This window comes from Pseudomonas sp. 67(2021) (genome assembly GCF_017491835.1).
Classification (GTDB): domain Bacteria; phylum Pseudomonadota; class Gammaproteobacteria; order Pseudomonadales; family Pseudomonadaceae; genus Aquipseudomonas; species Aquipseudomonas atacamensis.
The window spans coordinates 354,299-377,937 of sequence record NZ_JAFGYL010000001.1 but is presented as its reverse complement, the minus strand read 5'-3'; the positions used below and the strand labels follow the sequence as shown (position 1 = coordinate 377,937).

The window sequence follows — 23,639 nt, the reverse complement described above, 5'->3', positions numbered from 1 at the left end:
ATGTATCCTGTGGGAGCGAGCCTGCTCGCGAATTTTTTGGAGGCAAGAACATGCGTGTATGGATCGATGCCGACGCCTGTCCGCGGGCGGCGAAGGATCTGGTGGTGAAGTTCGCGTTAAAGCGCCAGTTCGAAGTGGTGCTGGTGGCCGGGCAGCCGCAGGTCAAGCCGGGGCTGGCCATCGTCAAATTGATTGTGGTGCCGAGCGGGCCGGATGCGGCGGATGATTATCTGGTCGAGCATGCGGTGCCGGGCGAGTTGGTGATCTGCAGCGATATTCCGCTGGCCGATCGGCTGGTGAAGAAGGGCGTGGCGGCGCTGGATCCGCGCGGCAAGGAGTTCGATGCGCAGAACATGGGTGAGCGTCTGGCGGTGCGTAATCTGTTCACCGATCTCAGGGAGCAGGGCCAGATGAGCGGCGGCCCGGCACCCTTTGGCGAGCGTGAGAAGCAGGCGTTTGCCAATGCGCTGGACCGGATTCTGACCCGGCTCACCCGCAAGCCCTGAAAAGATCGCAGCCTGCGGCAGCTCCTACCGGGGCGGTGTATGCCGCAATATCACGGCGCGACACGGAACCTGTAGGAGCTGCCGAAGGCTGCGATCTTTTGATTTCAAGCGTCGTTTTCGTGAGTCAGTTCGAGCACGCGGTCGACCAGTTTGTTGATCCCCGAAGCCGCTTCACTGATGGTCTGCGCCAGCATGTACGCCGGGGTGGTGACCAGTTTGCGCGCCTTGTCTTCGACGATTTCGGTGACGGCGCACTCTTCGTGGGTGGCGCCCATCTTGTTCATCGCCGCAGCGGTGTCGGCGTCGTTGCCGATGGTGCAGGTCACGCCCGGGCCATAGATTTTCGCCGCCAGCGCCGGGGAGATGCAGATCAGCCCGACCGGTTTGCCCGCTTCGGCAAATGCTTCGGCCAGGGCCAGCACTTCGGGTTGCACGGTGCAGCCGGCGCCTTCGATGGCGAAGTTCGACAGGTTCTTCGCCGCGCCGAAACCGCCGGGCACGATCAGCGCATCGAAGTCTTCGACGTCGGCGTCGCGGATATCCTTGACGTTGCCCCGGGCAATGCGCGCCGATTCCACCAGCACGTTGCGCGATTCCGGCATTTCTTCGCCGGTCAGGTGGTTGATCACATGCAATTGCGCGATGTTCGGCGCGAAGCACTGCACCTGTGCGCCGCGCTGGTCGAGGCGCAGCAGGGTGATGACACTTTCCTGGATTTCGGCGCCGTCGTACACGCCACTGCCGGACAGGATCACTGCAACTTTTTTGCTCATGGGCTTCTCTCCAGATTCATGGCGCTCAATGTCCCTCAAATCGTCGCGCGTGGCCATAGGGGCATGGCTGACGCGCGCGGGGGCAGAGCGCTCTCTCAATGGATCGCAACGGCGGCGGGGTGTTCATTATTTGCCTGGGCTGCGCATGGCAGTCGCCAGCGAATGGCTTATTCGGCTGGCGTTTTCGGCCCGGCAGGAGGGGGCGTTTCGGCCAATCGCAACTGCTCTGCCTCGGCGGCCTTGGCGAGCAGCTCGTCCTGATAGATTTTCTTCGCCAGTTGCGCATTCTTGAAGCGGCGCCGCAGCCACAGGCCCAGGCCGAGGATCAGCAAGGCGCCGAGCACCCACAGCTCGTACTTCTTGATGCTGCCGAGCATGCCTTCCAGCACTGCGCCGAAGTGGTAAGCCGCCGCAGCCAGGGCGGTGGCCCAGATCGCCGCGCCGATGCCGTTGAGCAGCAAGTAACGTCCCGGTGGATAACCGGACAGGCCGATCGCCACCGGCATCACCGTGCGCAGGCCATAAACGAAGCGGAAGCTCAGGACCCAGATGTCCGGATGTTTGCGGATGTGCTCCAGCGCACGGTCGCCCATCATCTGCCAGCGCGGCTTGCGCGCGAGCAATTTGCGCCCGTGCTTGCGCCCCAGGAAGTACCACAGCTGATCACCGGCATAACTGCCGAAGAACGCCACGACTACCACCAGGTTGATGTCCATGTATCCACGGAACGCAAGGAAGCCTGCGAGCACCAGAATGGTTTCGCCTTCGAAGAACGTGCCGAGAAACAAGGCAAAGTAGCCAAAGTCGTGCAGAAATTGTTGGAGCATTGTCTGGGTGCTGGCGAAATGAACGCGCAGCCTAACCCTTCGGGCACATTCATGAAAGTGTCCAAATGTGTCTCGACGTGAACATTTCCTACATCGACAATGGATTGCGGCTACCTGTCACAGAGCACACATAACTGTCATCTGTTAGTCATAATGGCCGTCTATAACTGTCACGCTCGCCCGTTTGCCCGGGCTCAGGAGTCTGCCGTGAGCTTTACCCCCGCCAATCGTCTGTTCCCTGCCACTCGTCTGCGCCGCAATCGTCGTGATGATTTTTCGCGGCGCCTGGTGCGTGAAAACGTATTGACGGTCGATGACCTGATCCTGCCGGTGTTCGTGCTCGACGGTGAAAACCGCCGCGAAGCCGTGGCCTCGATGCCGGGCGTCGAGCGACTGACCATTGATCTGCTGCTTGAAGAAGCGGCGAAATGGGTCGAGCTGGGCATTCCGGCGCTGGCGCTGTTCCCGGTCACCCCGCCTGAGCTGAAATCCCTCGATGCCGCCGAAGCCTGGAACCCTGAAGGCATCGCCCAGCGCGCCACTCGCGCCCTGCGCGAGCGTTTCCCGGAGCTGGGCGTGATCACTGACGTCGCGCTGGACCCGTTCACCACCCACGGTCAGGACGGCATTCTCGACGAAGACGGCTACGTGCAGAACGACATCACTGTCGATGCGCTGGTGCGTCAGGCGCTGTCCCACGCCGACGCCGGCGCGCAGGTGGTGGCGCCGTCGGACATGATGGACGGCCGCATCCAGGCGATTCGTGAGGCGCTGGAAATTGCCGGCCACGTCAACGTGCGCATCATGGCCTACTCGGCCAAGTATGCCAGCGCCTACTACGGGCCTTTCCGCGATGCTGTGGGTTCGGCGTCGAACCTCGGCAAGGCCAACAAGGCTTCTTATCAGATGGACCCGGCCAACAGCGACGAAGCGCTGCACGAAGTCGGTGCCGACTTGTCCGAAGGTGCGGACATGGTCATGGTCAAGCCGGGCATGCCCTACCTGGACATTCTTTTTCGCGTCAAAGATGCCTTCAAGGTGCCGACCTTCGTCTATCAGGTCAGTGGCGAATACGCCATGCACATGGCCGCTATCCAGAATGGCTGGTTGAGCGAAGCGGTGATCCTCGAGTCACTGACCGCCTTTAAACGTGCCGGTGCAGATGGCATCCTGACTTACTTTGCCGTTCGTGCCGCTCAATTGTTACGAGAGCAGAAATAGCCCTCCCAGGAACATTCCATGAATACTGAAGGACTCACTGAAGTTGCCGTAAAAGAAGCTCAGCCGGTGGTCGAGCAAATCACCGAAACCCCGCCGGAACTGGAGCCTGCGCCACCCGCGCCGGTTGCCGAAACCGCTGTGGCGGTACCGGCGATCGCCATTCCCGGCCTGGATGACAGCAGCCTGTACATCCACCGCGAGCTTTCGCAATTGCAGTTCAACATCCGCGTGCTGGAACAGGCGCTGGACGAGTCCTACCCGTTGCTGGAGCGTCTGAAGTTCCTGCTGATCTTCTCCAGCAACCTCGACGAATTCTTCGAGATCCGCGTCGCCGGGCTGAAAAAGCAGATCACCTTCGCCCGCGAACAGGCCGGCGCTGACGGCTTGCAGCCGCATCAGGCGCTGGCGCGGATCAGCGAACTGGTTCACGGTCACGTTGACCGCCAGTACGCGATCCTCAACGACATCCTCCTGCCGGAGCTGGAAAAGCATCAGGTGCGCTTCATCCGTCGGCGCAACTGGACGACCAAGCTCAAGACCTGGGTCCGCCGCTATTTCCGCGACGAGATCGCGCCGATCATCACCCCGATCGGCCTCGACCCGACGCACCCGTTCCCGTTGCTGGTGAACAAGAGCCTGAACTTCATCGTCGAGCTCGAAGGTATCGACGCCTTCGGTCGCGACTCCGGTCTGGCGATCATTCCGGCACCGCGTCTGCTGCCTCGGATCATCAAGGTGCCGGAAGAAGTCGGCGGCGCCGGCGACAACTATGTGTTCCTGTCGTCGATGATCCACGCCCACGCCGATGACCTGTTCCAGGGCATGAAGGTCAAAGGCTGCTACCAGTTCCGTCTGACCCGAAATGCCGACCTGGCGCTCGATTCCGAAGACGTCGAAGACCTGGCCCGCGCTCTGCGTGGCGAGTTGTTCTCGCGGCGCTACGGTGACGCGGTGCGTCTGGAAGTCGCCGACACTTGCCCGAAACACCTCTCGGACTATCTGCTCAAGCAGTTCAACCTGAGCGAGACCGAGCTGTATCAGGTCAACGGCCCGGTCAACCTGACGCGCCTGTTCAGCATCACCGGTCTGGACAGCCATCCGGAGCTGCAATACACGCCGTTCACCCCGCAGATCCCGAAACTGCTGCAAAACAGCGAAAACATCTTCAGTGTGGTCAGCAAGCAGGACATCCTCCTGCTGCACCCGTTCGAGTCGTTCACCCCGGTGGTCGACCTGCTGCGTCAGGCCGCGAAAGACCCGCATGTTTTAGCCGTACGGCAAACCCTGTACCGCTCCGGCGCCAACTCCGAGATCGTCGATGCGCTGGTCGACGCCGCGCGTAACGGCAAGGAAGTCACCGCGGTGATCGAGCTGCGTGCGCGCTTTGACGAGGAATCCAACCTGCAACTGGCCAGCCGTCTGCAAGCGGCCGGTGCGGTGGTGATCTACGGCGTGGTCGGCTTCAAGACCCACGCCAAGATGATGCTGATCCTGCGCCGTGAGGCTGGCGAGATCGTCCGTTATGCGCACCTTGGCACGGGTAACTACCACGCCGGTAACGCCAAGCTTTACACCGACTACAGCCTGCTGACCTCCGACGACGCCTTGTGCGAAGACGTCGGCAAACTGTTCAGCCAGTTGATCGGCATGGGCAAGACGCTGCGCATGAAAAAGCTGCTGCATGCGCCGTTCACCCTGAAGAAGGGCATGCTCGACATGATTGCCCGCGAAACCCAGTTCGCCCTCGAAGGCAAACCAGCGCACATCATCGCCAAGTTCAACTCGCTGACCGATCCGAAGATCATCCGCGCGCTGTACAAGGCCAGCCAGTCCGGCGTGCGCATCGATCTGGTGGTGCGCGGCATGTGCTGCCTGCGTCCGGGCATCGCCGGGGTCTCGCACAACATTCATGTGCGCTCGATCATCGGCCGCTTCCTCGAGCACACGCGGGTGTTCTACTTCCTCAACGGCGGCGACGAGCAGATGTTCCTTTCCAGCGCCGACTGGATGGAGCGCAACCTCGACAAGCGCGTCGAGACCTGCTTCCCGGTGGAAGGCAAGAAGCTGCTGACCCGCGTCAAGAAGGAGCTGGAGCTGTACCTGACCGACAACACCCACAGCTGGAGCCTGCAGTCGGACGGCCGCTACATTCGCAACACGCCAACCGGCAACCAGAACCCGCGCAGTGCGCAGGCGACGTTGCTGGAGCGGTTGGGCAGCCCGATATTGCCGGTGAGCAGCTGACCTTCAGCCCAATAAAAAGGCGATCCCTCGGGATCGCCTTTTTTGTACCTACACTGATTCCGACCTGTGGCGAGGGGATTTATCCCCGTTGGGCGCGAAGCGACCCCTTGAGTCAAAATCGGGCCTGCTGCGCAGGCCAGCGGGGATAAATCCCCTCGCCACAATCAGTGTCAATGCACCGTGAGAACAATCCCCACCCGCGTCAACCAGTCCGCCTCAAGCCCGAAATCCGCCTGGGTCAGCTGATTTTCATCCAGCCAGTTCTCCGGGAATTCCACATCGAGATGGTCGCCATTGGCATGCAGCGCCACCTGCGGCATCGCCTGGGTTCCGCGAATGTGATGGAACAGAATGGCGAACCGCAGCAGCACGCACAGGCGAATCAGTTTGATGCCGTCATCGCCGAATTCGGCGAACTTGTCCTTGGGAATATTGCGCCGGTGCCCGCGCACCAATAGCGCGAGCATCTGCTGATCCTCGCGGGAGAAGCCGGCCAGATCGGAGTGCTCGATCAGGTAGGCCCCGTGCTTGTGGTAGTGATAGTGCGCGATGTCGAGGCCGACTTCGTGTACTTTCGCCGCCCAGCCGAGCAGTTCGCGCCAGATGCCGTCATCCAGCTCCCAGTCGACGGCGACCTGATCGAAGGCGTGCAGGGCCTTGCGCTCGACCCGCGCCGCCTGTTCCAGATCGACGTGATAGCGCTCCATCAGCGAGGTCAGGGTGCGTTCGCGCACGTCTTCGTGATGATGGCGGCCGAGCAGGTCGTAGAGCACGCCTTCACGCAGCGCGCCTTCACAATGATCCATGCGTTGCAGTTCGAGGGCGTCGAAGATCGCTTCGAGAATCGCCAGGCCCGCCGGGAAGATCGCGCGGCGGTCAGGCTTGATGCCTTCGAAATCGATCTTGTCGGCGTCGCCCAGCTTGAACAGTTTGCGCTTGAGCCACGCCAGGCCTTCGGCGTTGACCTCACCGCTGCCGTGGCCGCCAGCCTTCAGGGCCAGGCCGATAGCGCGAATCGTACCGGAGGAGCCGATGGCTTCATCCCAGGTCAGGCGATGCAGGGCGTGCTCGATGCTCATGATCTCCAGGCGCGCCGCCGTGTAAGCCTGGGCGTAGCGGGCCGGGGTGATCTTGCCGTCCTTGAAGTAGCGCTGGGTGAAACTCACGCAGCCCATTTGCAGGCTTTCGCGCAGCAACGGCTCGAAGCGCTGGCCGATGATGAATTCGGTACTGCCGCCGCCGATGTCGGCGACCAAACGTTTGCCTGGGGTGTCGGCGAGTGTGTGCGAAACGCCGAGATAGATCAGGCGCGCTTCTTCACGGCCGGAGATGACTTCAACCGTGTGGCCGAGGATTTCCTCGGCGCGGCGGATGAATTCGCCACGGTTGCGCGCTTCACGCAGGGCGTTGGTGCCGACGATGCGCACGGCACCGAGCGGCATACCGTTGATCAGTTGGGCAAAGCGCTTGAGGCAATCGAGGCCGCGCTGCATCGATTCTTCGTTGAGCTGGCGCGCATCGTCGATGCCGGCGGCCAGTTGCACCTTCTCGCCGAGGCGCTCGAGAATGCGGATTTCGCCGTTCTGGGCCTTGGCCACGACCATGTGAAAGCTGTTGGAGCCCAGGTCGATTGCGGCGATCAGGGACAGATTCTTGGCTTGGGATTGCGGCATGGTCAGGGGGTCTCGGTCGATAACCCCGACATCGTGCCACGATCAAACGCTGGCGCCAACGCGCATGGTTCAAACCTGATCGTTCCTGCGCTCTGCGTGGGAATGCACCCCGGGACGCTCCGCGTCCCAAAAGCGGACGCAGAGCGTCCGGCGAGGCATTCCGACGCGGAGCGTGGGAACGATCAGGATGAGGCTGCTTCAGGCTGTCGCTTCCACCGTGCCAATAAAGTTCGCCAGCTCGGCCGTCTGCGGATTGGCAAACAACACCTTCGGATCGCCCACCTCATGCACCTTGCCATGGTGCATGAACACCAGTTTGTCGCCCACCTCTCGGGCAAAGCGCATCTCGTGGGTGACCATGATCAGCGTCATGCCTTCCTTGGCCAACTGCCGCACCACGCTGAGCACTTCATTGACCAGTTCCGGGTCCAGTGCCGAAGTGATTTCATCGCACAGCAGCACCTTCGGCGACATCGCCAAGGCCCGGGCGATCGCCACCCGCTGTTGCTGCCCGCCGGACAGGCGATCTGGAAAGGCATCGAATTTCTCCCCGAGCCCGACTCGCTCGAGCATTTCCCGCGCCAGTTCGGCAGCCTTGGCCTTGGGTACTTTCTGCACCACTTGTGGCGCGAGCATGACGTTCTCCCCGACGGTCAGGTGCGGGAACAGGTTGAACTGCTGGAAGACCATGCCGACCTTCTGTCGCAGGCTGCGCAGATCAGCGCGGGCGGCGTCGAGGTATTCGCCGTCGACTTCGATCACACCGTCGTTGATCGACTCCAGACCATTGAGTGTGCGCAACAGAGTCGATTTGCCCGAGCCGCTGCGGCCGATGATCGCCACGACCTGGCCTTCCTCGACGCTGAGGTCGATGCCTTTGAGTACGTGGTGATCGCCGTAATATTTATGCAGGGCGGAAATTCTAAGCAGAGGCATGCAGTCTCCTTTCCAGGTAGCGCGCACTGAGGGACAAGGGGTAGCAGAGCAGGAAGTAGCCGAGGGCGACGAGGCCGTAGACCATGAACGGTTCGAACGTGGCGTTGGCGAGCATGCCGCCGGTCTTGGTCAGTTCGGTGAAGCCGATGATCGAGGTCACCGCTGTGCCTTTGACCACTTGCACCGAGAAGCCCACGGTCGGCGCCACGGCGATGCGCAGCGCTTGCGGCAGGATCACGTAGCGCAACTGCTCCAGCGGATTGAGCGCCAGGCTCGACGAAGCTTCCCACTGACCGTGGGGAATAGCCTCGACGCAACCGCGCCAGATCTCCGCCAGATAGGCGCTGGTGAACAAGGTCAAAGCGATCGCGGCGGCCATCCACGGCGAAATCTCGATCCCGGCCAGCGCCACACCGAAGAACACCAGAAACAGCTGCATCAACAGTGGCGTGCCCTGAAACAGCTCGATCCAGGTGCGGGCGATGCTGCTGGGCAGCGTGTTCTTGGAGATGCGCATCACCAGAATCAGCAGGCCGACGAGGCCGCCGCCGATGAATGCCACCAGCGACAGCGCCAGCGTCCATTGCAGGCCGGTGAGCAGGTTGCGCAGGATGTCCCAGAAAGTGAAATCGCTCATTGGCTGCTCCTCGCAATGAACCGCCGGCCGAACCAGTTGAGCAACTGGCGGATCAGCAGCGCCATGCACAGGTAGATCAGGGTGGTCAGCGCGTAGGTTTCAAAGGCGCGGAAGTTGCGTGACTGAATGAAGTTGGCGGCGAAGCTCAATTCTTCCGTGGCGATCTGCGAACACACCGCCGAACCGAGCATGACGATGATGATCTGGCTGCTCAGTGCCGGCCAGACCTTGCCCAGCGCCGGCAGCAGGACGACGTGGCGGAACGCTTCGAAGCGCGTCATCGCCAGTGCCGCAGCCGCTTCCAGTTGCCCGCGCGGAATCGCTTGAATGCCGGCGCGGATGATCTCGGTCGAATAGGCACCGAGGTTGATCACCATCGCCAGCACCGCCGCTTGCCACTCGGAAATCTGCACGCCAAGCGACGGCAAACCGAAGAAGATGAAGAACAGTTGCACCAGAAACGGCGTGTTGCGGATCAACTCGACGTAGACGCCGAAGATCGCCGAAAACGGGCGAATCTGCCACGCCCGCACCAGCGCGCCGACAATCCCGACGCCGACCCCGAGCAGCGCGCCGATGGCGGTCAGCTCCAGCGTGAACAGCGCGCCGCGCAGCAGCAGGTCGGTGTTTTCTACCACCGGCATAAAATCGAACTGATAAGCCATGAAGGTCTCCCGCGCAGTCGATCAGAGATCGGCCGGCAGCGGCTCTTTCAGCCAGGTCTGCGAGTTCTTTTCCAGTGCGCCGTCAGCCTTGGCGGTGTTGAGGATGTCGTTGACCTTGGTCAGCAGCGCCGCTTCGTTCTTGTTCACACCGACGTAGACCGGCGAATCCTTGAGCTTCACCTTCAGCGCCGGCACGCGCTTGGGGTTCTTCTCGCTGATGGCCACCATCACCACGTTGCCGCTGGCGATCAGATCGACTTGCCCTGCCAGATAAGCGGCGATGGTCGAGTTGTTGTCTTCGAAACGCTTGATGGTCACGCCTTCGGGAGCGACTTTGCTCAGCTCGATGTCTTCGATGGCGCCACGGGTGACGCTGATGGTCTTGCCCTTGAGGTCGTCGAGGCTGGTGATCGCAGCGTCTGGCGGACCGAACACGGCGAGGTAGAACGGCGCATAGGCGCGGGAAAAGTCGATGACCTTCTCGCGCTCGGGGTTTTTGCCGAGGCTGGAAATCACCAGATCGACTTTGCCGGTGGTGAGGAACGGGATGCGGTTGGTGCTGTTGACCGGGGTCAGTTCGAGTTTGACCTTGAGTTGGTCGGCGAGCAGCTTTGCCGTGTCGATATCCAGGCCGCGCGGCTTCATGTCCGGGCCGACCGAGCCGAACGGCGGGAAGTCCTGGGGCACGGCAACTTTCAGCGTGCCGCGTTTGACCACGTCGTCCAGACCGTCGGCGTGAGCGGGGGCCTGGCACAGCAGCAGGCCGGCAAACAGAGAAGCGAGGAGGGCGCTGTAACGCTGGGTCATGGACAATCTCCGGATCGGCGGGAAGTGGTTGCTGCGATCGGACAGAGCATGGGCCGTGCCAACAGGCGGATTTCGCCCCGGCAGGCCGCGGCAGCAGCGGCTTCGTTCGGTCTTACTGGTCTGAACAGTCACCTCGGTTTTCGCACTGCGATGGCGCATCGGCTGCACGCGCCGAACCCCGCTGGGGCACGACTTGCCGGACTCGACGAATAGCTTTACAACTAGCCGCACCTTGGCCCTGACGCGTCCGCACATCATGAATTCGATCTCCCGCGCCGTACCCGAAGTGGCGCTGCAAGCGATCCGCAAACTGATCACCGAACAGGGCTTCGGCGCTGGCGATGCGTTGCCGTCGCAACGGGATCTGGCGCTGCAACTGGGCGTCAGCCGGGCATCGTTGCGTGAAGCGCTATCGTCGCTCAGTGCACTGGGCGTGGTCAGCATTCAGCCGGGCAAAGGCGTGTTCGTGCAGTCGCCGGTCGAATTGTCGCGCGGCGACAACGCGCCAGGCTGGTCGTTTGCGGCGCAGGCATCGCCGCTGGATATCTTTCAATTGCGCTATGCGCTCGAAGGGTTTGCAGCAGGGTTGGCGGCGGTGACGTTGAGCACGTTCGATCTGGATGCGCTGGAAGACAACGTTGCGGCCATGCGCGAGCAATTGAAGCTCGGCGACTTTGAGGCAGCGGCGAAACTCGACTTCGAATTTCACCGGCGCATCCTCCTCGCCAGCGGCAATCAGGCGATGCTGAGCATCCTCACCGCCAGCGCCGAGATTTTCCTCGAGAGCCAGAAACTGCCGTTCATCCGCGCCGAACGCGCCATGGAAACCTGGCAGGAACACCGCAAGATCCTCCGTGCCCTGGCCCGCCGTGCGTCGGGAGCAGCGCAAAAAGCCATGCAGGAACATGTACGCAACGCCGCCCTGCGTACCGGAATCGCCTTCATCGCTCCCGCCACGGCGTGACTTGAGCTATACCCAAACTCATCAAGGGCCATAGCAACACTCAATCATCTGCGGCTTCCTGAACAAGGGAAGGGCGGCTATGATGGGCCACGTTTTTTTGCTTACAACCTGGAGAATTCCATGAGCAGCGATCTGATCAAACACGTTAGCGACGCTAGCTTCGAAGCCGACGTACTCAAGGCCGAAGGCGCTGTCCTGGTCGACTACTGGGCTGAATGGTGCGGCCCTTGCAAAATGATCGCACCGGTTCTGGACGAGATTGCCGAGACTTACAAAGGCAAGCTGACCGTCGCCAAACTGAACATCGACGAAAACCAGGAAACCCCGGCCAAGCATGGCGTGCGTGGTATCCCGACGCTGATGCTGTTCAAGAACGGCAACGTTGAAGCGACCAAGGTCGGCGCACTGTCGAAGTCGCAGCTGGCGGCTTTCCTCGACGCCAACATCTGAGCGTCGCAGTAAAACGCTGAAAAAAAGCCCCGCAAATCGCGGGGCTTTTTGCATGTTCAGGGCTAGACGCTCCGAAACTCAGGTGGTACATTCGGCCCCGCACTGGTTTCTCCAATGCCCCCTGCTAGCCGTCGCCGACGCACTCCTTTTCGAATTAGTTCGCGATCCTGTCGCCTTCTCCGCGGCGCGGCCTCATTAAGCCAAAAGCTTAATTTCCCCCCCTCCATAAATGATTACGTCATTCCTATATGAATCTGACTGAACTCAAGCAAAAGCCGATTACCGAACTGCTCGAATTGGCCGAACAGATGGGCATAGAAAATATGGCCCGTTCGCGCAAGCAGGACGTGATTTTCTCCCTGCTGAAAAAGCACGCGAAAAGCGGCGAGGAAATCTCCGGTGATGGCGTGCTGGAGATTCTCCAGGACGGCTTCGGCTTCCTGCGCTCCGCAGACGCTTCCTACCTCGCCGGCCCTGACGACATCTACGTCTCGCCGAGCCAGATCCGCCGCTTCAACTTGCGCACCGGTGACACCATCGTTGGCAAGATCCGCCCTCCGAAGGAAGGCGAGCGGTATTTCGCCCTGCTCAAGGTCGACACGATCAACTTCGATCGTCCGGAGAACGCGAAAAACAAGATTCTCTTCGAGAACCTGACGCCGCTGTTCCCGACCGTGCGCATGAAGATGGAAGCCGGTAACGGTTCCACCGAAGACTTGACCGGTCGCGTGATCGACCTGTGCGCACCGATCGGCAAAGGCCAGCGTGGCCTGATCGTCGCACCGCCGAAAGCCGGTAAAACGATCATGCTGCAGAACATCGCAGCGAACATCGCCCGTAACAATCCTGAAGTTCACCTGATCGTGCTGTTGATCGACGAGCGTCCGGAAGAAGTGACCGAAATGCAGCGCACCGTGCGCGGCGAAGTGGTTGCCTCGACCTTCGACGAGCCGCCGACCCGTCACGTGCAGGTTGCTGAAATGGTGATCGAGAAGGCCAAGCGCCTGGTCGAACACAAGAAAGACGTGGTGATCCTGCTCGACTCCATCACTCGTCTGGCCCGTGCCTACAACACCGTGATCCCGAGCTCCGGCAAGGTATTGACCGGTGGTGTCGATGCCCACGCCCTCGAGAAGCCAAAACGCTTCTTCGGTGCCGCGCGTAACATCGAAGAAGGCGGCTCGCTGACCATTATCGCCACCGCGCTGGTTGAAACCGGCTCGAAGATGGACGAAGTGATCTACGAAGAGTTCAAGGGTACCGGCAACATGGAACTGCCTCTGGATCGCAAGATCGCCGAGAAGCGTGTGTTCCCGGCCATCAACATCAACCGCTCCGGCACCCGCCGCGAAGAGTTGCTGACCGCCGACGACGAACTGCAGCGCATGTGGATTCTGCGCAAGCTGCTGCACCCGATGGACGAAGTCGCCGCCATCGAGTTCCTGGTCGACAAGCTGAAAACGACCAAGACCAACGACGAGTTCTTCTTGTCGATGAAACGTAAATAGTACGCAGCTGATAAAAGGAGCGCTCCGCGAGGGGCGCTTTTTTTTGTCCGCGATTTATTTGTATCTGGATTGAAATTTGCGCGGCTGCTAACGTCGCGCCTTCAAGGGATTCTGTACCCAGAACAGGTAAGGTTTTTAATGCACACGTTTGGCAATCGCCGTGATATTGACGGCTTACGGGCACTGGCGGTACTTCCCGTCGTGCTGTTTCATTTCGGATTCAATACATTCAGCGGCGGCTTCGTCGGCGTGGATGTTTTCTTCGTCATATCCGGATTCCTGATCACCTCGATCCTGTTTCGTGAAATCAGCGCCAAGCGGTTCAGCTTTGTCGATTTCTGGGCGCGCCGTGCCCGCCGCATCATTCCTGCCTTGACGGTGGTCATGCTGGTGACACTGGCGCTGGGTTGGCTGCTGCTGACGGCGAAGGATTTTTCCGAACTTGGCCGAACGGTGCGTTATCAGTCGCTGTTCATCTCCAATATTCTTTTCATGCGCGAGGACGGCTACTTTCAGCCGGCCTCCGATCTGAAGCCGTTATTGCACACCTGGTCGCTGGCGGTTGAAGAGCAGTACTACATTTTCTTCCCGTTACTGATGGCGGTGCTGGTTCGCTATTTCAGACACTGGCGCTGGATGTTGCTGGGATTGCTGCTGATTTCCTTTGGCCTGAACATCGCCTGGATTGAGCACAAGCCGGAATTCACTTTTTTTGCCTTGCCGACGCGTGCCTGGGAATTGTTGTGCGGGGCGATGCTCGCGGTAATGCCTGCGCCGAGACAGGCCGTACGACCGTGGCTGTACCAGATGGTCGGCATTGCCGGTCTGGCGGCGGTGCTGGTCGCCGTATTCACGTTTGACCGCTCAACAGTGTTTCCTGGATGGGCGGCGTTGCTGCCGGTATTGGGCACCACTGCACTGATCTGGTCAGGCGCTCAGGGCCCGAGCTGGGCCGCGCGACTGTTGAGTCTGCGGCCGCTGGTCTGGATCGGCCTGCTGTCCTATTCGCTGTACCTGTGGCACTGGCCGATTTACGTGTACGCCAACGCCATTTCCATCGACGGTATCCAGCCGCTGGAGGCGCTCGCCTGGATTGCGCTGGCGCTAGCCCTGGCGTGGCTGAGCCTGCGCTACGTCGAATTGCCATTTCGGGAAAAGCGTTTGCTGGGCGAACGTAAATCGATACTGGCGGGGGCAGTGGTGGCGATTGCTGTACTGGTCGCGGTCGGTTCAGCGATTCGCTCGGCCGACGGTATCCCCGGGCGCCTGAGCGGCAAGGCTCTGGAATATGCCCAGGCCCGCGAGTGGCGCGCCGGGCAAATGAAATGCATGATGGTGACGCAAGACAAATCGATCGACAAGGCCTGTCTGGTCGGCGGCGAACAGGACGCGCCGCCGACCCAGGCGTTCTGGGGTGACAGCCATGCTGCTGCGTTGATGCCGGCCATCGAGGCCAATGCCCGCCGCGACGGTCGTTCGGTGTGGCTGTTCAGTATGAGCGCCTGTCCGCCGATCCTCAGCGACGAGCCGCGCCAGCGGTGCAAGGACTTCAATCAGCAGACCATGGACAAAGTGCTCAGCCTTGGCATCAAGGACGTGGTATTGGCGTCCAATTGGAGTCTTTACGTCTATGGTCGCGAGGATGGCGACAAGAAGGTTTTGCTCAACGCCCATGACGATACCGCCCAGGCTGAGCAACGCATGGCCGCCGCGTTGCGCGCGCGGGTGGCCGCCTTGCGCGCAGCCGGCGTCCAGGTCTGGCTGTTCAAGGAGGTGCCGCTGCAACGCAAGGGCACCATTAACCGCCTGACCAGTCTGGCAAGAGTCGGCCGTTCCGCCGAGGGACTGGGTCGTCCGCTAGAGGAACACCTGGCGCGCCAGCATTTTCTCGCCAGCTTGTTCACGTCCATGAGCGAAGCCGATCCGGGTGTTCACGTTATCGATCCGACGCCGATGATGTGTGCTGACGGGGTCTGCAGCATCGAGGTCAACGGCCACTCGCAGTACAAGGATGAGGACCATCTCTCGGACATTGGCAGCGCCAGACTGAGCCCGCTTTTTGCTCCGGTATTGCTGGGCAAAAATCGGCATTGAGTACTGTCGGACTCTGACGGGCTGCTGTTTGCCCGTCAGAGCAGGTAGGATGTACGCCTATTTTGAGGGTGCCATCGTCAATGAAATTCAAGGATCTTCGGGATTTCGTGCAGCAGCTTGAGCAGCGCGGAGAGTTGAAACGCATCCAGATTCCCGTCTCTCCGGTGCTGGAGATGACTGAGGTGTGCGACCGCACGCTGCGGGCCAAAGGCCCGGCATTGTTGTTCGAGAAGCCCACCGGTTACGACATTCCGGTGCTCGGCAACCTGTTCGGCACCCCCGAGCGCGTGGCCATGGGCATGGGCGCCGAGTCGGTCAGCGAACTGCGCGAAATCGGCAAGCTGCTGGCCTTCCTCAAGGAGCCGGAGCCGCCGAAGGGCTTGAAGGACGCGTGGTCGAAACTGCCGATCTTCCGCAAAATCATTTCGATGGCGCCGAAAGTGGTCAAAGACGCGGTGTGTCAGGAAGTGGTCATCGAAGGCGACGACGTCGATCTGGCGATGTTGCCGGTGCAGACCTGCTGGCCCGGCGACGTCGGCCCACTGATCACTTGGGGACTGACGGTCACCAAAGGCCCGAACAAGGAACGCCAGAACCTCGGTATCTACCGTCAGCAAGTGATCGGCCGCAACAAGGTGATCATGCGCTGGCTCAGCCATCGTGGCGGTGCTCTCGACTTCCGCGAGTGGTGCGAGAAGCATCCGGGCCAGCCGTTCCCGGTGTCCGTGGCCCTTGGCGCCGATCCGGCAACGATTCTCGGTGCCGTGACGCCGGTACCTGACAGCCTCTCCGAATATGCTTTCGCAGGGCTCTTGCGCGGCAATCGCACGGAACTGGTCAAGTGCCGTGGCAACGATCTGCAAGTGCCGGCCACCGCCGAAATCATTCTTGAAGGCGTGATCCATCCCGGCGAAATGGCCGACGAAGGTCCGTATGGCGACCACACCGGTTACTACAACGAAGTCGACAGCTTTCCGGTGTTCACCGTCGAGCGCATCACCCACCGGATCAAGCCGATCTATCACAGCACTTACACCGGCCGTCCGCCGGATGAGCCGGCGATTCTCGGCGTGGCGCTGAACGAAGTGTTCGTGCCGATCCTGCAGAAGCAATTCCCGGAAATCACCGACTTCTACCTGCCGCCGGAAGGCTGCTCGTACCGCATGGCCGTGGTGACGATGAAGAAGTCGTATCCGGGGCATGCCAAGCGCGTGATGCTCGGCGTCTGGTCGTTTTTGCGACAGTTCATGTACACCAAGTTCGTTATCGTCACTGACGACGATATCAACGCCCGCGACTGGAACGACGTGATCTGGGCCATCACCACGCGCATGGACCCCAAGCGCGATACGGTGATGATCGACAACACGCCGATCGACTACCTCGACTTCGCCTCGCCGATTTCCGGCCTGGGCTCGAAAATGGGCCTGGATGCCACCCACAAGTGGCCGGGCGAAACCACCCGCGAGTGGGGCCGCGTGATCGTCAAGGACGACGCCGTCACCCAACGGATCGATGCCATCTGGAACCAGTTAGGAATAGATTGATGCGTGTAACCCTGCAGCCTTCCGGAGCAGTGCTCGAGATACAGCCCGGTGAGCGGATTCTCGACGGTGCGCGGCGCCTGGGCTATGACTGCCCGCAAAGCTGCCGCAACGGCAATTGCCACGTGTGTGCAGCGCTGCTGGTGGAGGGCCGCGTCGAGCAGGCCGGCAAAGTCCACGATCATGGCGAGTTCTACACCTGCATCGCCGCACCGCTGGAAGACTGCGTGCTGTTGTGGGATGGCGTGCTCGCACTGGGTGAATTGCCGGTGCGCAGCCTATCGTGTCAGGTCATCGAGTGCCGCGAGGTCGGCGGCGACACCTGGCGCGTGCGTCTGCGGGCACCAGCAGGCAAGCCGCCGCGTTACCACGCCGGGCAGTACTTGATGATCGAGCGTGAGAACGGTGAGAAATCGGCGTTCTCCATGGCTTCGGCACCCCACGGCGGACGTGATCTGGAAATCCATGTGCTGGCGCGCGAAACCAGTGCGTTAAGCCTGATCGAGCAGCTGCAACGCAACCCGCTGGTGCGTGTCGAGCTACCCTTTGGCGACACTCACCTTGCGGAGCTGCCCGATGGCCCGCTGGTGCTGATCGCCGCCGGCACCGGCATGGGCCAGATTCACGCCTTGATCGAACATTGCCGCGCTGAAGGCTTCAAGCATCCGGTGCATCTGTACTGGGGCGTGCGCCGCCCGGAAGATTTCTATCAGATCGAGCACTGGGACGAATGGCTGAAGCTGCCCAATCTGTTCCTGCACAAAGTGGTCAGCGACCAGTGCGGCTGGGAAGGGCGCTGCGGGATGTTGCACGGGGCGGTTTGTGAGGATTTCCCCGATCTGAAGCCGCTGCACGTCTATGCCAGCGGTTCGCCGGCGATGGTCTACGGCACGCTGGATGCGCTGGTCGAGGCGGGCATGGATGCGCATCAGATGCGCGCCGACGTCTTCGCCTACGCGCCACGCTCCTGATACTTATAACTTGGTATATAGCCGATCGGTATTTACTTTGATTAGTAAATGCCGCTAGGTTATATATCAATCAGGCAATTAATCAGTGGCATTTAATTTGCCTTAAAACATATGTGCCTTATTGTTACAGCGGTGCGTTCTATTAAGTAATTCTTCACCCGCGGGGAGCTGAACGCTATTCGCCATGAGCGCCATTGAAAACGCAATTCTGAACCTGGCTTACCCTCCGCGGCTCGATCTTGGGCCGCAGCTGACGCACGAACAACTTCTCGCTTCCATGCAATCGACCATGGCGCGCCACAAGGGCGGGCCGGTGTGGCTGTTCGCGTATGGTTCGCTGATCTGGCGCCCGGAATGCACGGCAGTCGAGCGCATGCGCGGTCGCGTGCATGGCTACCATCGCGGCTTGTACCTGTGGTCCCACGAGCATCGGGGTACGCCGGAAATGCCCGGCCTGGTGTTCGGTCTGGATCGTGGCGGTTCATGCAGTGGCTTTGCCTACCGCTTGCCGGAAGACAATCTCGATACCGCGCTGTATGCGCTGTGGAAACGTGAGATGCCGTTTCCGTCGTATCGACCGCACTGGCTCAATTGCCGGCTCGAAGATGGCACTCAAGTGCAGGCCTTGGGCTTCGTTCTGGAGCGTCACCTGCCGAGCTATGCCGGCAACTTGCCGGATCATGTGCTCAGCCAGGTGTTCGCCAGCGCCAGCGGGCGTTACGGCACCACTCGCGATTATGTCGAGCAGACCGCGCACGCCCTGCGCAGCCACGCCATGCCAGACCGCAATCTGGAGGCGCGGCTCAAGCGCTGTAAATCACACAGCGATCAGGCGACCGCTTCACGGCTCTGACTGGCGACTTGCTTGTGCCACAGCGTTGGCGCAAGGAAGGCCATCGCCAGCAGGCAAGCGCCGACCAGCAGCACGAAACCGCCATCCCAGCCGAAGTGGTCAACGGTGTAGCCCATCGCCGCACTGGCCGCGACCGAACCCCCCAGATAACCGAACAGACCGGTGAAGCCCGCTGCAGTACCGGCGGCTTTCTTCGGCGCCAGTTCCAGCGCTTGCAGGCCGATCAGCATCACCGGGCCGTAGATCAGGAAGCCGATCGACAACAGGGCGATCATATCGACCATCGGATTGCCGGCCGGATTCAGCCAGTACACCAGAGTCGCAACAGTCACCAGGGCCATGAACACCATGCCGGTCAGGCCACGGTTGCCACGGAAGATCTTGTCCGACATCCAGCCGCACAGCAGCGTGCCCGGAATGCCCGCCCACTCGTAGAAGAAATAGGCCCACGAGGTCTTATCCACGGTGAAGCCCTTAGCTTCCTTCAGGTACGTCGGCGCCCAGTCCAGCACGCCGTAGCGCAGCAAGTAGACGAAGACATTGGCCAGAGCGATGTACCAGAGCATTTTGTTGCGCAGCACGTATTTGACGAAGATTTCCTTGGCGCTGAATTCGTCTTCGTGGCTGGCGTCGTAGCCTTCCGGATAGTCGTTCTTGTACTGCTCGATCGGCGGCAGGCCGACCGATTGCGGGGTGTCACGCATGGTGATGAAGGCGAACACCGCTACGCCCAGTGCGACTGCTGCCGGGACGTAAAAAGCCGCGTGCCAGTCGTTGAACAGGCCCATGCCGATCAGGAACAGCGGGCCGATCAGACCGCCGCCGACGTTATGCGCCACGTTCCACACCGAGACCACGCCGCCGCGTTCCTTCTGCGACCACCAGTGCACCATGGTCCGCCCGCTCGGCGGCCAGCCCATGCCCTGCGCCCAGCCGTTGATGAACAGGAGAATGAACATCATCGTCACGCTGGACGTTGCCCACGGCGCGAAACCGAAAATTAACATCACCCCGGCCGAGACCAGCAGACCGAACGGCAGGAAGAAGCGCGGGTTGGAACGGTCGGACACCAGGCCCATGAGGAACTTCGACAGACCGTAAGCAATGGCGATCGCCGACATCGCCAGACCAAGGTCGCCACGGCTGTAGCCTTCATCGATCAGGTACGGCATGGCCAGGGAGAAGTTCTTGCGCAGCAGGTAGTAACCGGCGTAGCCGATAAAGATACCGGCGAAGATCTGCCAGCGCAGGCGGCGGTAGGTGCTGTCTATTTTTTCTTCAGGCAATGGAGCCTGATGTGCGGCAGGACGAAAGAAAGCAAACATTCAAGAGCTCCAGTTTTCTTGTTTTGACTGCGGATGCGAATGTTACAGTTTCGTTACCGAAAATAGCATCGCTTCACGTCGGCAAAACAGCGGAAATTTGGGCAGATGAGCGTTCCTTTATGAACATGTCGCTCTGAGATAAGAAGGCGGCGCTGAGGGGATGGTGGCTCGGGTGGGTTTCTGCGGTTTAACGTATTGGCGAGGCGGATCTGAGCGTTAAAGCGATCCGGATGGTTGCTCCGGATCGCTCCATGTTTTAACGAACCTGAACGACAACCTTGCCCACAGCCTTGCGCTGGCCGAGATCATCGATCGCCTGCGCCGCATTGCTCAGCGGATACACCTGCGACACCAGCGGTTTGAGTTTGCCCTCGGCAAACCAGGCGAACAGCTGCTGGAAGTTTGCTGCGTTGTCCTGGGGTTGGCGCTGGGCAAAGGAGCCCCAGAACACGCCGAGCACCGCCGCGCCTTTGAGCAGGGCGAGGTTGACCGGCAGTTCCGGGATGCGTCCGCTGGCGAAGCCGACCACCAGCAGGCGGCCGTTCCAGGCGATGGCGCGGATGGCCTGGTCGAACAGGTCGCCGCCGACCGGGTCGTAGATCACGTCGGCGCCCTGGCCGTCGGTGAGGCGTTTGATCTCGTCCTTGAGGCTGGCTTCGCTGTAGTTGATCAGTTCATCGGCGCCGGCAGCCTTGGCCACCGCGAGTTTCTCGGCGCTGCTGGCGGCGGCGATCACCCGGGCGCCCATGGCTTTGCCGATCTCCACAGCGGCGAGGCCGACGCCGCCCGACGCGCCGAGCACCAGCAGGGTTTCGCCCGGTTGCAGGTTGGCGCGTTGTTTGAGCGCGTGCATCGACGTGCCATAGGTCATGCTGAATGCAGCGGCAATGTTGAAATCCATCGACGGCGGAATCGGCAACACGTTGTAGCCCGGCACCGCCACCTGCTCGGCAAAACTGCCCCAACCGGTCAACGCCATGACCCGGTCGCCGACTTTCAGATGGCTGACCTTTTCCCCGACTTCGCGCACCACGCCCGCCGCTTCACCGCCTGGCGAAAACGGGAAGGGCGGTTTGAACTGGTACTTGCCCTCGATGATCAGCGTGTCCGGGAAGTTGACCCCGGCGGCGTGCACGTCCAGCAGGATTTCATTCTTTTTCAGGGCGGGACTGGCGACGTCTTCCAGCACCAGCGATTCGGCAGGGCCGAAGGCTTTGCACAGCACGGCTTTCATCAGGGCTATTCCTTTGGGAGTGATGGCCGATAAGTGTAGGTGTGTGAATCAACGGGTCAACGAGCATGCCCGGCCCTGATAGTCAGCCATAAGCTTGTGCTTGCGCGGCGGGTCGTTATGCTAGGCCGCAAACCGGATAAGGAGCGAATTGTGAAAGCGTGGATCATGTTGTTGCTGGCCCTGTCTCTGCCTGTGGCAGCACTGGCCGAAGAAGCCAAAGAAGGCGAGGCGCCGAAAGTCAATTACATCACCCTGAGCCCGCCGTTCGTCGGCAATTACGGCCTCGACGGCACGCCGAAGCTCAAGGTCTACAAGGCCGATGTGGCATTGCGTGTGACTGGTGAGGAGGCGACCAAACTGGTCAAGGCCAACGAGCCGTTGATCCGCAATCAGCTGGTGGCGTTGTTCACTCAGCAGTCGACCGAGGCGATGGGCAGCATCGAGGGCAAGGAAAAGCTGCGTCAGGAAGCGTTGAAGCAGACCCAGCAAGTGATGAATGACGAGACCGGCAAGCCTGTTGTTGAAGATCTGTTGTTCAACAACCTGATCATTCAGTAAGTCATTCGCTGTCCGGGCAGGCCTCTTCGCGAGCAGGCTCGCTCCCACATTCGACTGCATGTTCCTGTGGGAGCGAGCCTGCTCGCGAAAGCTATTTATCAGGCAAAAATGAATCAGGGTTTGAGCGCGATGACTGCCGCCCACTGCTCCGCCGTCACCGGCATCACCGACAACCGCGAGCCCTTCTGCACCAGCGGCAGCTCCGCCAGCGCCGTCTGCTTCTTCAAATAATCCAGCTTCAACACCCGCTCGAACGTCTCGACATGCTCGACATCAATCGCGCTCCAGGCATTTTTCTCCGGCGTAGCTTTCGGATCGAAGTAGTGACTGTCGGGCTCCAGCGCCGTCGGATCGGGATACGCTGCTTCGATAATTTTGCCAATCCCGGCAATCCCCGGTTCCGGGCAGCTGGAATGGTAGAAAAAGAATTCGTCACCGACCGCCATCGCCCGCAGGAAATTGCGCGCCTGATAGTTGCGAACCCCGTCCCAGCGCGCCTTGCCGAGCTTTTCCAGGCCCTTGATCGAGAGTTCGTCGGGCTCTGATTTCATCAGCCAGTAGGCCATGTCGTGTGCTCCTGAAGCGGTCATTGGGCAGGTTGTCGGGCAATTTTATGACAAACCGACAGTCGGTTGACGTCAGCGTTTGCGCACAGGTTCACGTTGCCGCAAAATGCCGGCCTTTAAAGCTTGACGCTGCTGCACGGCCTACGAACGGAAACCGCTGCTGTCATCGTGATGATGTGCCTTGAGGGGGGCAATCGATGAAACGCAAACCGGATTTGCTATGGACTTTGGTAATTTTGTTTGGCCTGGGCGTGGTAACCACCGGTTACGCGCAGAGCCTGTGGGCGAACAAGACCGACGCGCCGATTGAAGTGGCGCAACAGGTGCAACAGTCGACCGCTTTCAAACGCTGAACCTGTCTCTTCGACGCCGCTGTTCCATGCGGCGTCTACTCTGCGAAATACCACGCCTTGTCGGTGACCGTGCCTTGTAACGGCACATCCCAGCTCGCCTGCGCCAAACGCTCGACCTTCTGACACTCGTGGGCCAGGCCCAGCAGCGTCGGCTTGCGCCAGTTCTTGCGCCGGGCCAGATAGGCGAGGCTGCGATCATAAAACCCGCCGCCCATGCCCAGGCGCCCGCCGACATCATCAAACCCCACCAGTGGCAACAGCACCAGATCCAGCGCCCAGACCTTGCGTTGCCGAGCCAGATTGGCCCGGGGCTCGAGGATGCGGAAGCGATTGGGTGTGAGCTTTTCGCCGGGGCGGATGCGCTGGAAGACCATTTTCGTTCGTGGCCACGCGCTGAGTACCGGCAGATAAGTCGCCTTGCCACGACGCTGGGCTTCGCGCAGGAGCAGGCGCGGATCGATTTCACCGTCGGTGGGCAAGTACAGGGAGATATGTTTCGCCCGGCGAAAGTGCGGGTCTTGCGCCAATTGCCGGAACAGGCCTTTGGCAGCCTGCCGTTGTTCGCCCGGCGTCAGTGCGCGGCGCGCCTTGCGCAGCAGGCGGCGGAGTTGCGGGCGGGGCAGCAGCGCGGGTTCGGTCATGGTTCGGCTTCGGCAGGTGGATGCAAAAACGTACGCATAAAAAATCCGATGTCGGCATACACCGACATCGGATTCGAATCAGGCTCCCCGGATGAACCGCTGTCAACTCAGCCCTTGAACCCGAAAGTTCAAGGTGGAAGAAGCAGTAGACTTTAAGGCTTTCCGTCTAGCGGACATGCACACCAGCCCAACGTGCAACTTCCAGGGTAGTGCGAATCGGCTCCGGGACATCGTCAACTGGCAAGCACCCCAGGGAGTGCCGCGAGTATACCTCAAGCTGTCAGTCGAA

The 23,639-nt window shown here is 60.8% G+C and carries 23 protein-coding genes and 1 other RNA gene; 12 read left to right on the top strand and 12 right to left on the bottom strand.

The window, feature by feature from the left end:
• Positions 1-50: 50 nt before the first annotated feature.
• Entirely contained in the window at positions 51-506 is a 456-nt protein-coding gene (locus J5M66_RS01720; protein ID WP_186569443.1) for a YaiI/YqxD family protein, read from the top strand.
• Positions 507-610: 104 nt separating this feature from the next.
• Here J5M66_RS01720 and elbB read toward each other — a convergent pair whose 3' ends face one another.
• Both elbB and J5M66_RS01710 read right to left on the bottom strand, forming a co-directional pair.
• A complete protein-coding gene (gene elbB / locus J5M66_RS01715; RefSeq protein ID WP_016772616.1) occupies positions 611-1,279 on the bottom strand; it encodes an isoprenoid biosynthesis glyoxalase ElbB in 669 nt (222 codons plus the stop codon).
• Positions 1,280-1,446: 167 nt separating this feature from the next.
• Positions 1,447-2,106, bottom strand: a complete 660-nt coding sequence (locus J5M66_RS01710) for a DedA family protein (protein ID WP_206421402.1) — start codon at positions 2,104-2,106, stop codon at positions 1,447-1,449.
• Positions 2,107-2,313: 207 nt separating this feature from the next.
• Here J5M66_RS01710 and hemB point away from each other — a divergent pair, with 207 nt between their 5' ends.
• Together hemB and ppk1 are read left to right on the top strand one after the other, a co-directional pair.
• Positions 2,314-3,327 (top strand): porphobilinogen synthase, encoded by a 1,014-nt coding sequence (gene hemB / locus J5M66_RS01705; protein ID WP_125916777.1) that lies wholly within the window; start codon positions 2,314-2,316, stop codon positions 3,325-3,327.
• 18 nt (positions 3,328-3,345) lie between these two features.
• Entirely contained in the window at positions 3,346-5,571 is a 2,226-nt protein-coding gene (gene ppk1 / locus J5M66_RS01700; protein WP_016772619.1) for a polyphosphate kinase 1, read from the top strand.
• A gap of 170 nt (positions 5,572-5,741) precedes the next feature.
• On the opposite strand, the gene ppx is transcribed toward ppk1, so the two are convergent.
• The 5 genes from ppx to J5M66_RS01675 form a co-directional block, all read right to left on the bottom strand.
• Positions 5,742-7,244 (bottom strand): exopolyphosphatase, encoded by a 1,503-nt coding sequence (gene ppx, locus J5M66_RS01695; RefSeq protein ID WP_041476907.1) that lies wholly within the window; start codon positions 7,242-7,244, stop codon positions 5,742-5,744.
• A 198-nt stretch (positions 7,245-7,442) separates the two neighbouring features.
• A complete protein-coding gene (locus J5M66_RS01690; RefSeq protein ID WP_007911148.1) occupies positions 7,443-8,180 on the bottom strand; it encodes an amino acid ABC transporter ATP-binding protein in 738 nt (245 codons plus the stop codon).
• Positions 8,167-8,817 carry an amino acid ABC transporter permease gene (locus tag J5M66_RS01685; RefSeq protein WP_016772621.1) on the bottom strand — a complete coding sequence of 217 codons (651 nt, stop codon included), beginning with the start codon at positions 8,815-8,817 and terminating at the stop codon, positions 8,167-8,169. Before J5M66_RS01685 ends, J5M66_RS01690 begins: the two co-directional genes overlap by 14 nt.
• Positions 8,814-9,482, bottom strand: coding sequence for an amino acid ABC transporter permease (locus J5M66_RS01680; RefSeq protein ID WP_024014752.1), 669 nt, complete (start codon positions 9,480-9,482; stop codon positions 8,814-8,816). The genes J5M66_RS01685 and J5M66_RS01680 overlap by 4 nt, the downstream gene beginning before the upstream one ends.
• A gap of 21 nt (positions 9,483-9,503) precedes the next feature.
• Positions 9,504-10,289, bottom strand: a complete 786-nt coding sequence (locus J5M66_RS01675; RefSeq protein ID WP_123441794.1) for a transporter substrate-binding domain-containing protein — start codon at positions 10,287-10,289, stop codon at positions 9,504-9,506.
• A 256-nt stretch (positions 10,290-10,545) separates the two neighbouring features.
• Here J5M66_RS01675 and J5M66_RS01670 point away from each other — a divergent pair, with 256 nt between their 5' ends.
• The 7 genes from J5M66_RS01670 to J5M66_RS01640 all read left to right on the top strand — a co-directional run bounded on the left by J5M66_RS01670 (position 10,546) and on the right by J5M66_RS01640 (position 18,673).
• A complete protein-coding gene (locus J5M66_RS01670; protein WP_073471078.1) occupies positions 10,546-11,253 on the top strand; it encodes a FadR/GntR family transcriptional regulator in 708 nt (235 codons plus the stop codon).
• A gap of 120 nt (positions 11,254-11,373) precedes the next feature.
• On the top strand, positions 11,374-11,703 hold the full coding sequence (gene trxA, locus J5M66_RS01665) for a thioredoxin TrxA (protein WP_003206727.1): 330 nt from the start codon (positions 11,374-11,376) through the stop codon (positions 11,701-11,703).
• A 248-nt stretch (positions 11,704-11,951) separates the two neighbouring features.
• On the top strand, positions 11,952-13,211 hold the full coding sequence (rho, locus tag J5M66_RS01660; RefSeq protein WP_003229334.1) for a transcription termination factor Rho: 1,260 nt from the start codon (positions 11,952-11,954) through the stop codon (positions 13,209-13,211).
• A gap of 138 nt (positions 13,212-13,349) precedes the next feature.
• Complete coding sequence (locus tag J5M66_RS01655) at positions 13,350-15,305, top strand: acyltransferase family protein (protein ID WP_207807561.1); 1,956 nt, start codon at positions 13,350-13,352, stop codon at positions 15,303-15,305.
• Between the two features lie 80 nt (positions 15,306-15,385).
• The gene (ubiD, locus tag J5M66_RS01650) at positions 15,386-16,852 is read left to right on the top strand and encodes a 4-hydroxy-3-polyprenylbenzoate decarboxylase (protein ID WP_039757427.1); all 1,467 of its coding nucleotides are present in this window, start codon (positions 15,386-15,388) and stop codon (positions 16,850-16,852) included.
• Complete coding sequence (locus J5M66_RS01645; protein WP_207807560.1) at positions 16,852-17,820, top strand: CDP-6-deoxy-delta-3,4-glucoseen reductase; 969 nt, start codon at positions 16,852-16,854, stop codon at positions 17,818-17,820. Before ubiD ends, J5M66_RS01645 begins: the two co-directional genes overlap by 1 nt.
• A gap of 184 nt (positions 17,821-18,004) precedes the next feature.
• Positions 18,005-18,673 carry a gamma-glutamylcyclotransferase gene (locus J5M66_RS01640; protein WP_024014748.1) on the top strand — a complete coding sequence of 223 codons (669 nt, stop codon included), beginning with the start codon at positions 18,005-18,007 and terminating at the stop codon, positions 18,671-18,673.
• Here J5M66_RS01640 and glpT read toward each other — a convergent pair.
• Both glpT and J5M66_RS01630 read right to left on the bottom strand, forming a co-directional pair.
• Positions 18,649-19,998: a glycerol-3-phosphate transporter gene (glpT, locus tag J5M66_RS01635; RefSeq protein ID WP_207807559.1), complete on the bottom strand. Its 1,350-nt coding sequence runs from the start codon at positions 19,996-19,998 to the stop codon at positions 18,649-18,651. The genes J5M66_RS01640 and glpT overlap by 25 nt on opposite strands.
• 256 nt (positions 19,999-20,254) lie before the next feature.
• Positions 20,255-21,232: an NADPH:quinone oxidoreductase family protein gene (locus J5M66_RS01630; protein WP_206421406.1), complete on the bottom strand. Its 978-nt coding sequence runs from the start codon at positions 21,230-21,232 to the stop codon at positions 20,255-20,257.
• Between the two features lie 150 nt (positions 21,233-21,382).
• Here J5M66_RS01630 and J5M66_RS01625 point away from each other — a divergent pair, with 150 nt between their 5' ends.
• Positions 21,383-21,790 (top strand): flagellar basal body-associated protein FliL, encoded by a 408-nt coding sequence (locus J5M66_RS01625; protein WP_041476900.1) that lies wholly within the window; start codon positions 21,383-21,385, stop codon positions 21,788-21,790.
• Positions 21,791-21,903: 113 nt separating this feature from the next.
• Here the strand turns inward: J5M66_RS01625 and J5M66_RS01620 are convergent, their stop codons facing one another.
• Complete coding sequence (locus tag J5M66_RS01620; protein WP_024014744.1) at positions 21,904-22,356, bottom strand: EVE domain-containing protein; 453 nt, start codon at positions 22,354-22,356, stop codon at positions 21,904-21,906.
• A gap of 197 nt (positions 22,357-22,553) precedes the next feature.
• Here J5M66_RS01620 and J5M66_RS01615 point away from each other — a divergent pair, with 197 nt between their 5' ends.
• Positions 22,554-22,709 (top strand): hypothetical protein, encoded by a 156-nt coding sequence (locus J5M66_RS01615; protein WP_024014743.1) that lies wholly within the window; start codon positions 22,554-22,556, stop codon positions 22,707-22,709.
• A gap of 35 nt (positions 22,710-22,744) precedes the next feature.
• Here the strand turns inward: J5M66_RS01615 and J5M66_RS01610 are convergent, their stop codons facing one another.
• Together J5M66_RS01610 and ssrS are read right to left on the bottom strand one after the other, a co-directional pair.
• Positions 22,745-23,350 (bottom strand): 5-formyltetrahydrofolate cyclo-ligase, encoded by a 606-nt coding sequence (locus tag J5M66_RS01610; RefSeq protein ID WP_024014742.1) that lies wholly within the window; start codon positions 23,348-23,350, stop codon positions 22,745-22,747.
• 80 nt (positions 23,351-23,430) lie between these two features.
• Positions 23,431-23,609, bottom strand: a non-coding RNA gene (gene ssrS / locus J5M66_RS01605) — 6S RNA.
• Positions 23,610-23,639 lie beyond the last annotated feature (30 nt).

Bases quoted from the DNA above. Each gene is read 5' to 3' on its own strand.
- trxA (WP_003206727.1), top strand. From the start codon at position 11,374: ATGAGCAGCGATCTGATCAAACACGTTAGCGACGCTAGCTTCGAAGCC.
- J5M66_RS01690 (WP_007911148.1), bottom strand. From the start codon at position 8,180: ATGCCTCTGCTTAGAATTTCCGCCCTGCATAAATATTACGGCGATCAC.
- J5M66_RS01655 (WP_207807561.1), top strand. From the start codon at position 13,350: ATGCACACGTTTGGCAATCGCCGTGATATTGACGGCTTACGGGCACTG.
- J5M66_RS01675 (WP_123441794.1), bottom strand. From the start codon at position 10,289: ATGACCCAGCGTTACAGCGCCCTCCTCGCTTCTCTGTTTGCCGGCCTG.
- J5M66_RS01630 (WP_206421406.1), bottom strand. From the start codon at position 21,232: ATGAAAGCCGTGCTGTGCAAAGCCTTCGGCCCTGCCGAATCGCTGGTG.
- J5M66_RS01720 (WP_186569443.1), top strand. From the start codon at position 51: ATGCGTGTATGGATCGATGCCGACGCCTGTCCGCGGGCGGCGAAGGAT.
- J5M66_RS01615 (WP_024014743.1), top strand. From the start codon at position 22,554: ATGAAACGCAAACCGGATTTGCTATGGACTTTGGTAATTTTGTTTGGC.
- elbB (WP_016772616.1), bottom strand. From the start codon at position 1,279: ATGAGCAAAAAAGTTGCAGTGATCCTGTCCGGCAGTGGCGTGTACGAC.
- J5M66_RS01670 (WP_073471078.1), top strand. From the start codon at position 10,546: ATGAATTCGATCTCCCGCGCCGTACCCGAAGTGGCGCTGCAAGCGATC.
- J5M66_RS01680 (WP_024014752.1), bottom strand. From the start codon at position 9,482: ATGGCTTATCAGTTCGATTTTATGCCGGTGGTAGAAAACACCGACCTG.
- glpT (WP_207807559.1), bottom strand. From the start codon at position 19,998: ATGTTTGCTTTCTTTCGTCCTGCCGCACATCAGGCTCCATTGCCTGAA.
- rho (WP_003229334.1), top strand. From the start codon at position 11,952: ATGAATCTGACTGAACTCAAGCAAAAGCCGATTACCGAACTGCTCGAA.
- J5M66_RS01610 (WP_024014742.1), bottom strand. From the start codon at position 23,350: ATGACCGAACCCGCGCTGCTGCCCCGCCCGCAACTCCGCCGCCTGCTG.
- ubiD (WP_039757427.1), top strand. From the start codon at position 15,386: ATGAAATTCAAGGATCTTCGGGATTTCGTGCAGCAGCTTGAGCAGCGC.
- J5M66_RS01640 (WP_024014748.1), top strand. From the start codon at position 18,005: ATGAGCGCCATTGAAAACGCAATTCTGAACCTGGCTTACCCTCCGCGG.
- J5M66_RS01645 (WP_207807560.1), top strand. From the start codon at position 16,852: ATGCGTGTAACCCTGCAGCCTTCCGGAGCAGTGCTCGAGATACAGCCC.
- J5M66_RS01710 (WP_206421402.1), bottom strand. From the start codon at position 2,106: ATGCTCCAACAATTTCTGCACGACTTTGGCTACTTTGCCTTGTTTCTC.
- ppx (WP_041476907.1), bottom strand. From the start codon at position 7,244: ATGCCGCAATCCCAAGCCAAGAATCTGTCCCTGATCGCCGCAATCGAC.
- J5M66_RS01620 (WP_024014744.1), bottom strand. From the start codon at position 22,356: ATGGCCTACTGGCTGATGAAATCAGAGCCCGACGAACTCTCGATCAAG.
- ppk1 (WP_016772619.1), top strand. From the start codon at position 3,346: ATGAATACTGAAGGACTCACTGAAGTTGCCGTAAAAGAAGCTCAGCCG.
- J5M66_RS01685 (WP_016772621.1), bottom strand. From the start codon at position 8,817: ATGAGCGATTTCACTTTCTGGGACATCCTGCGCAACCTGCTCACCGGC.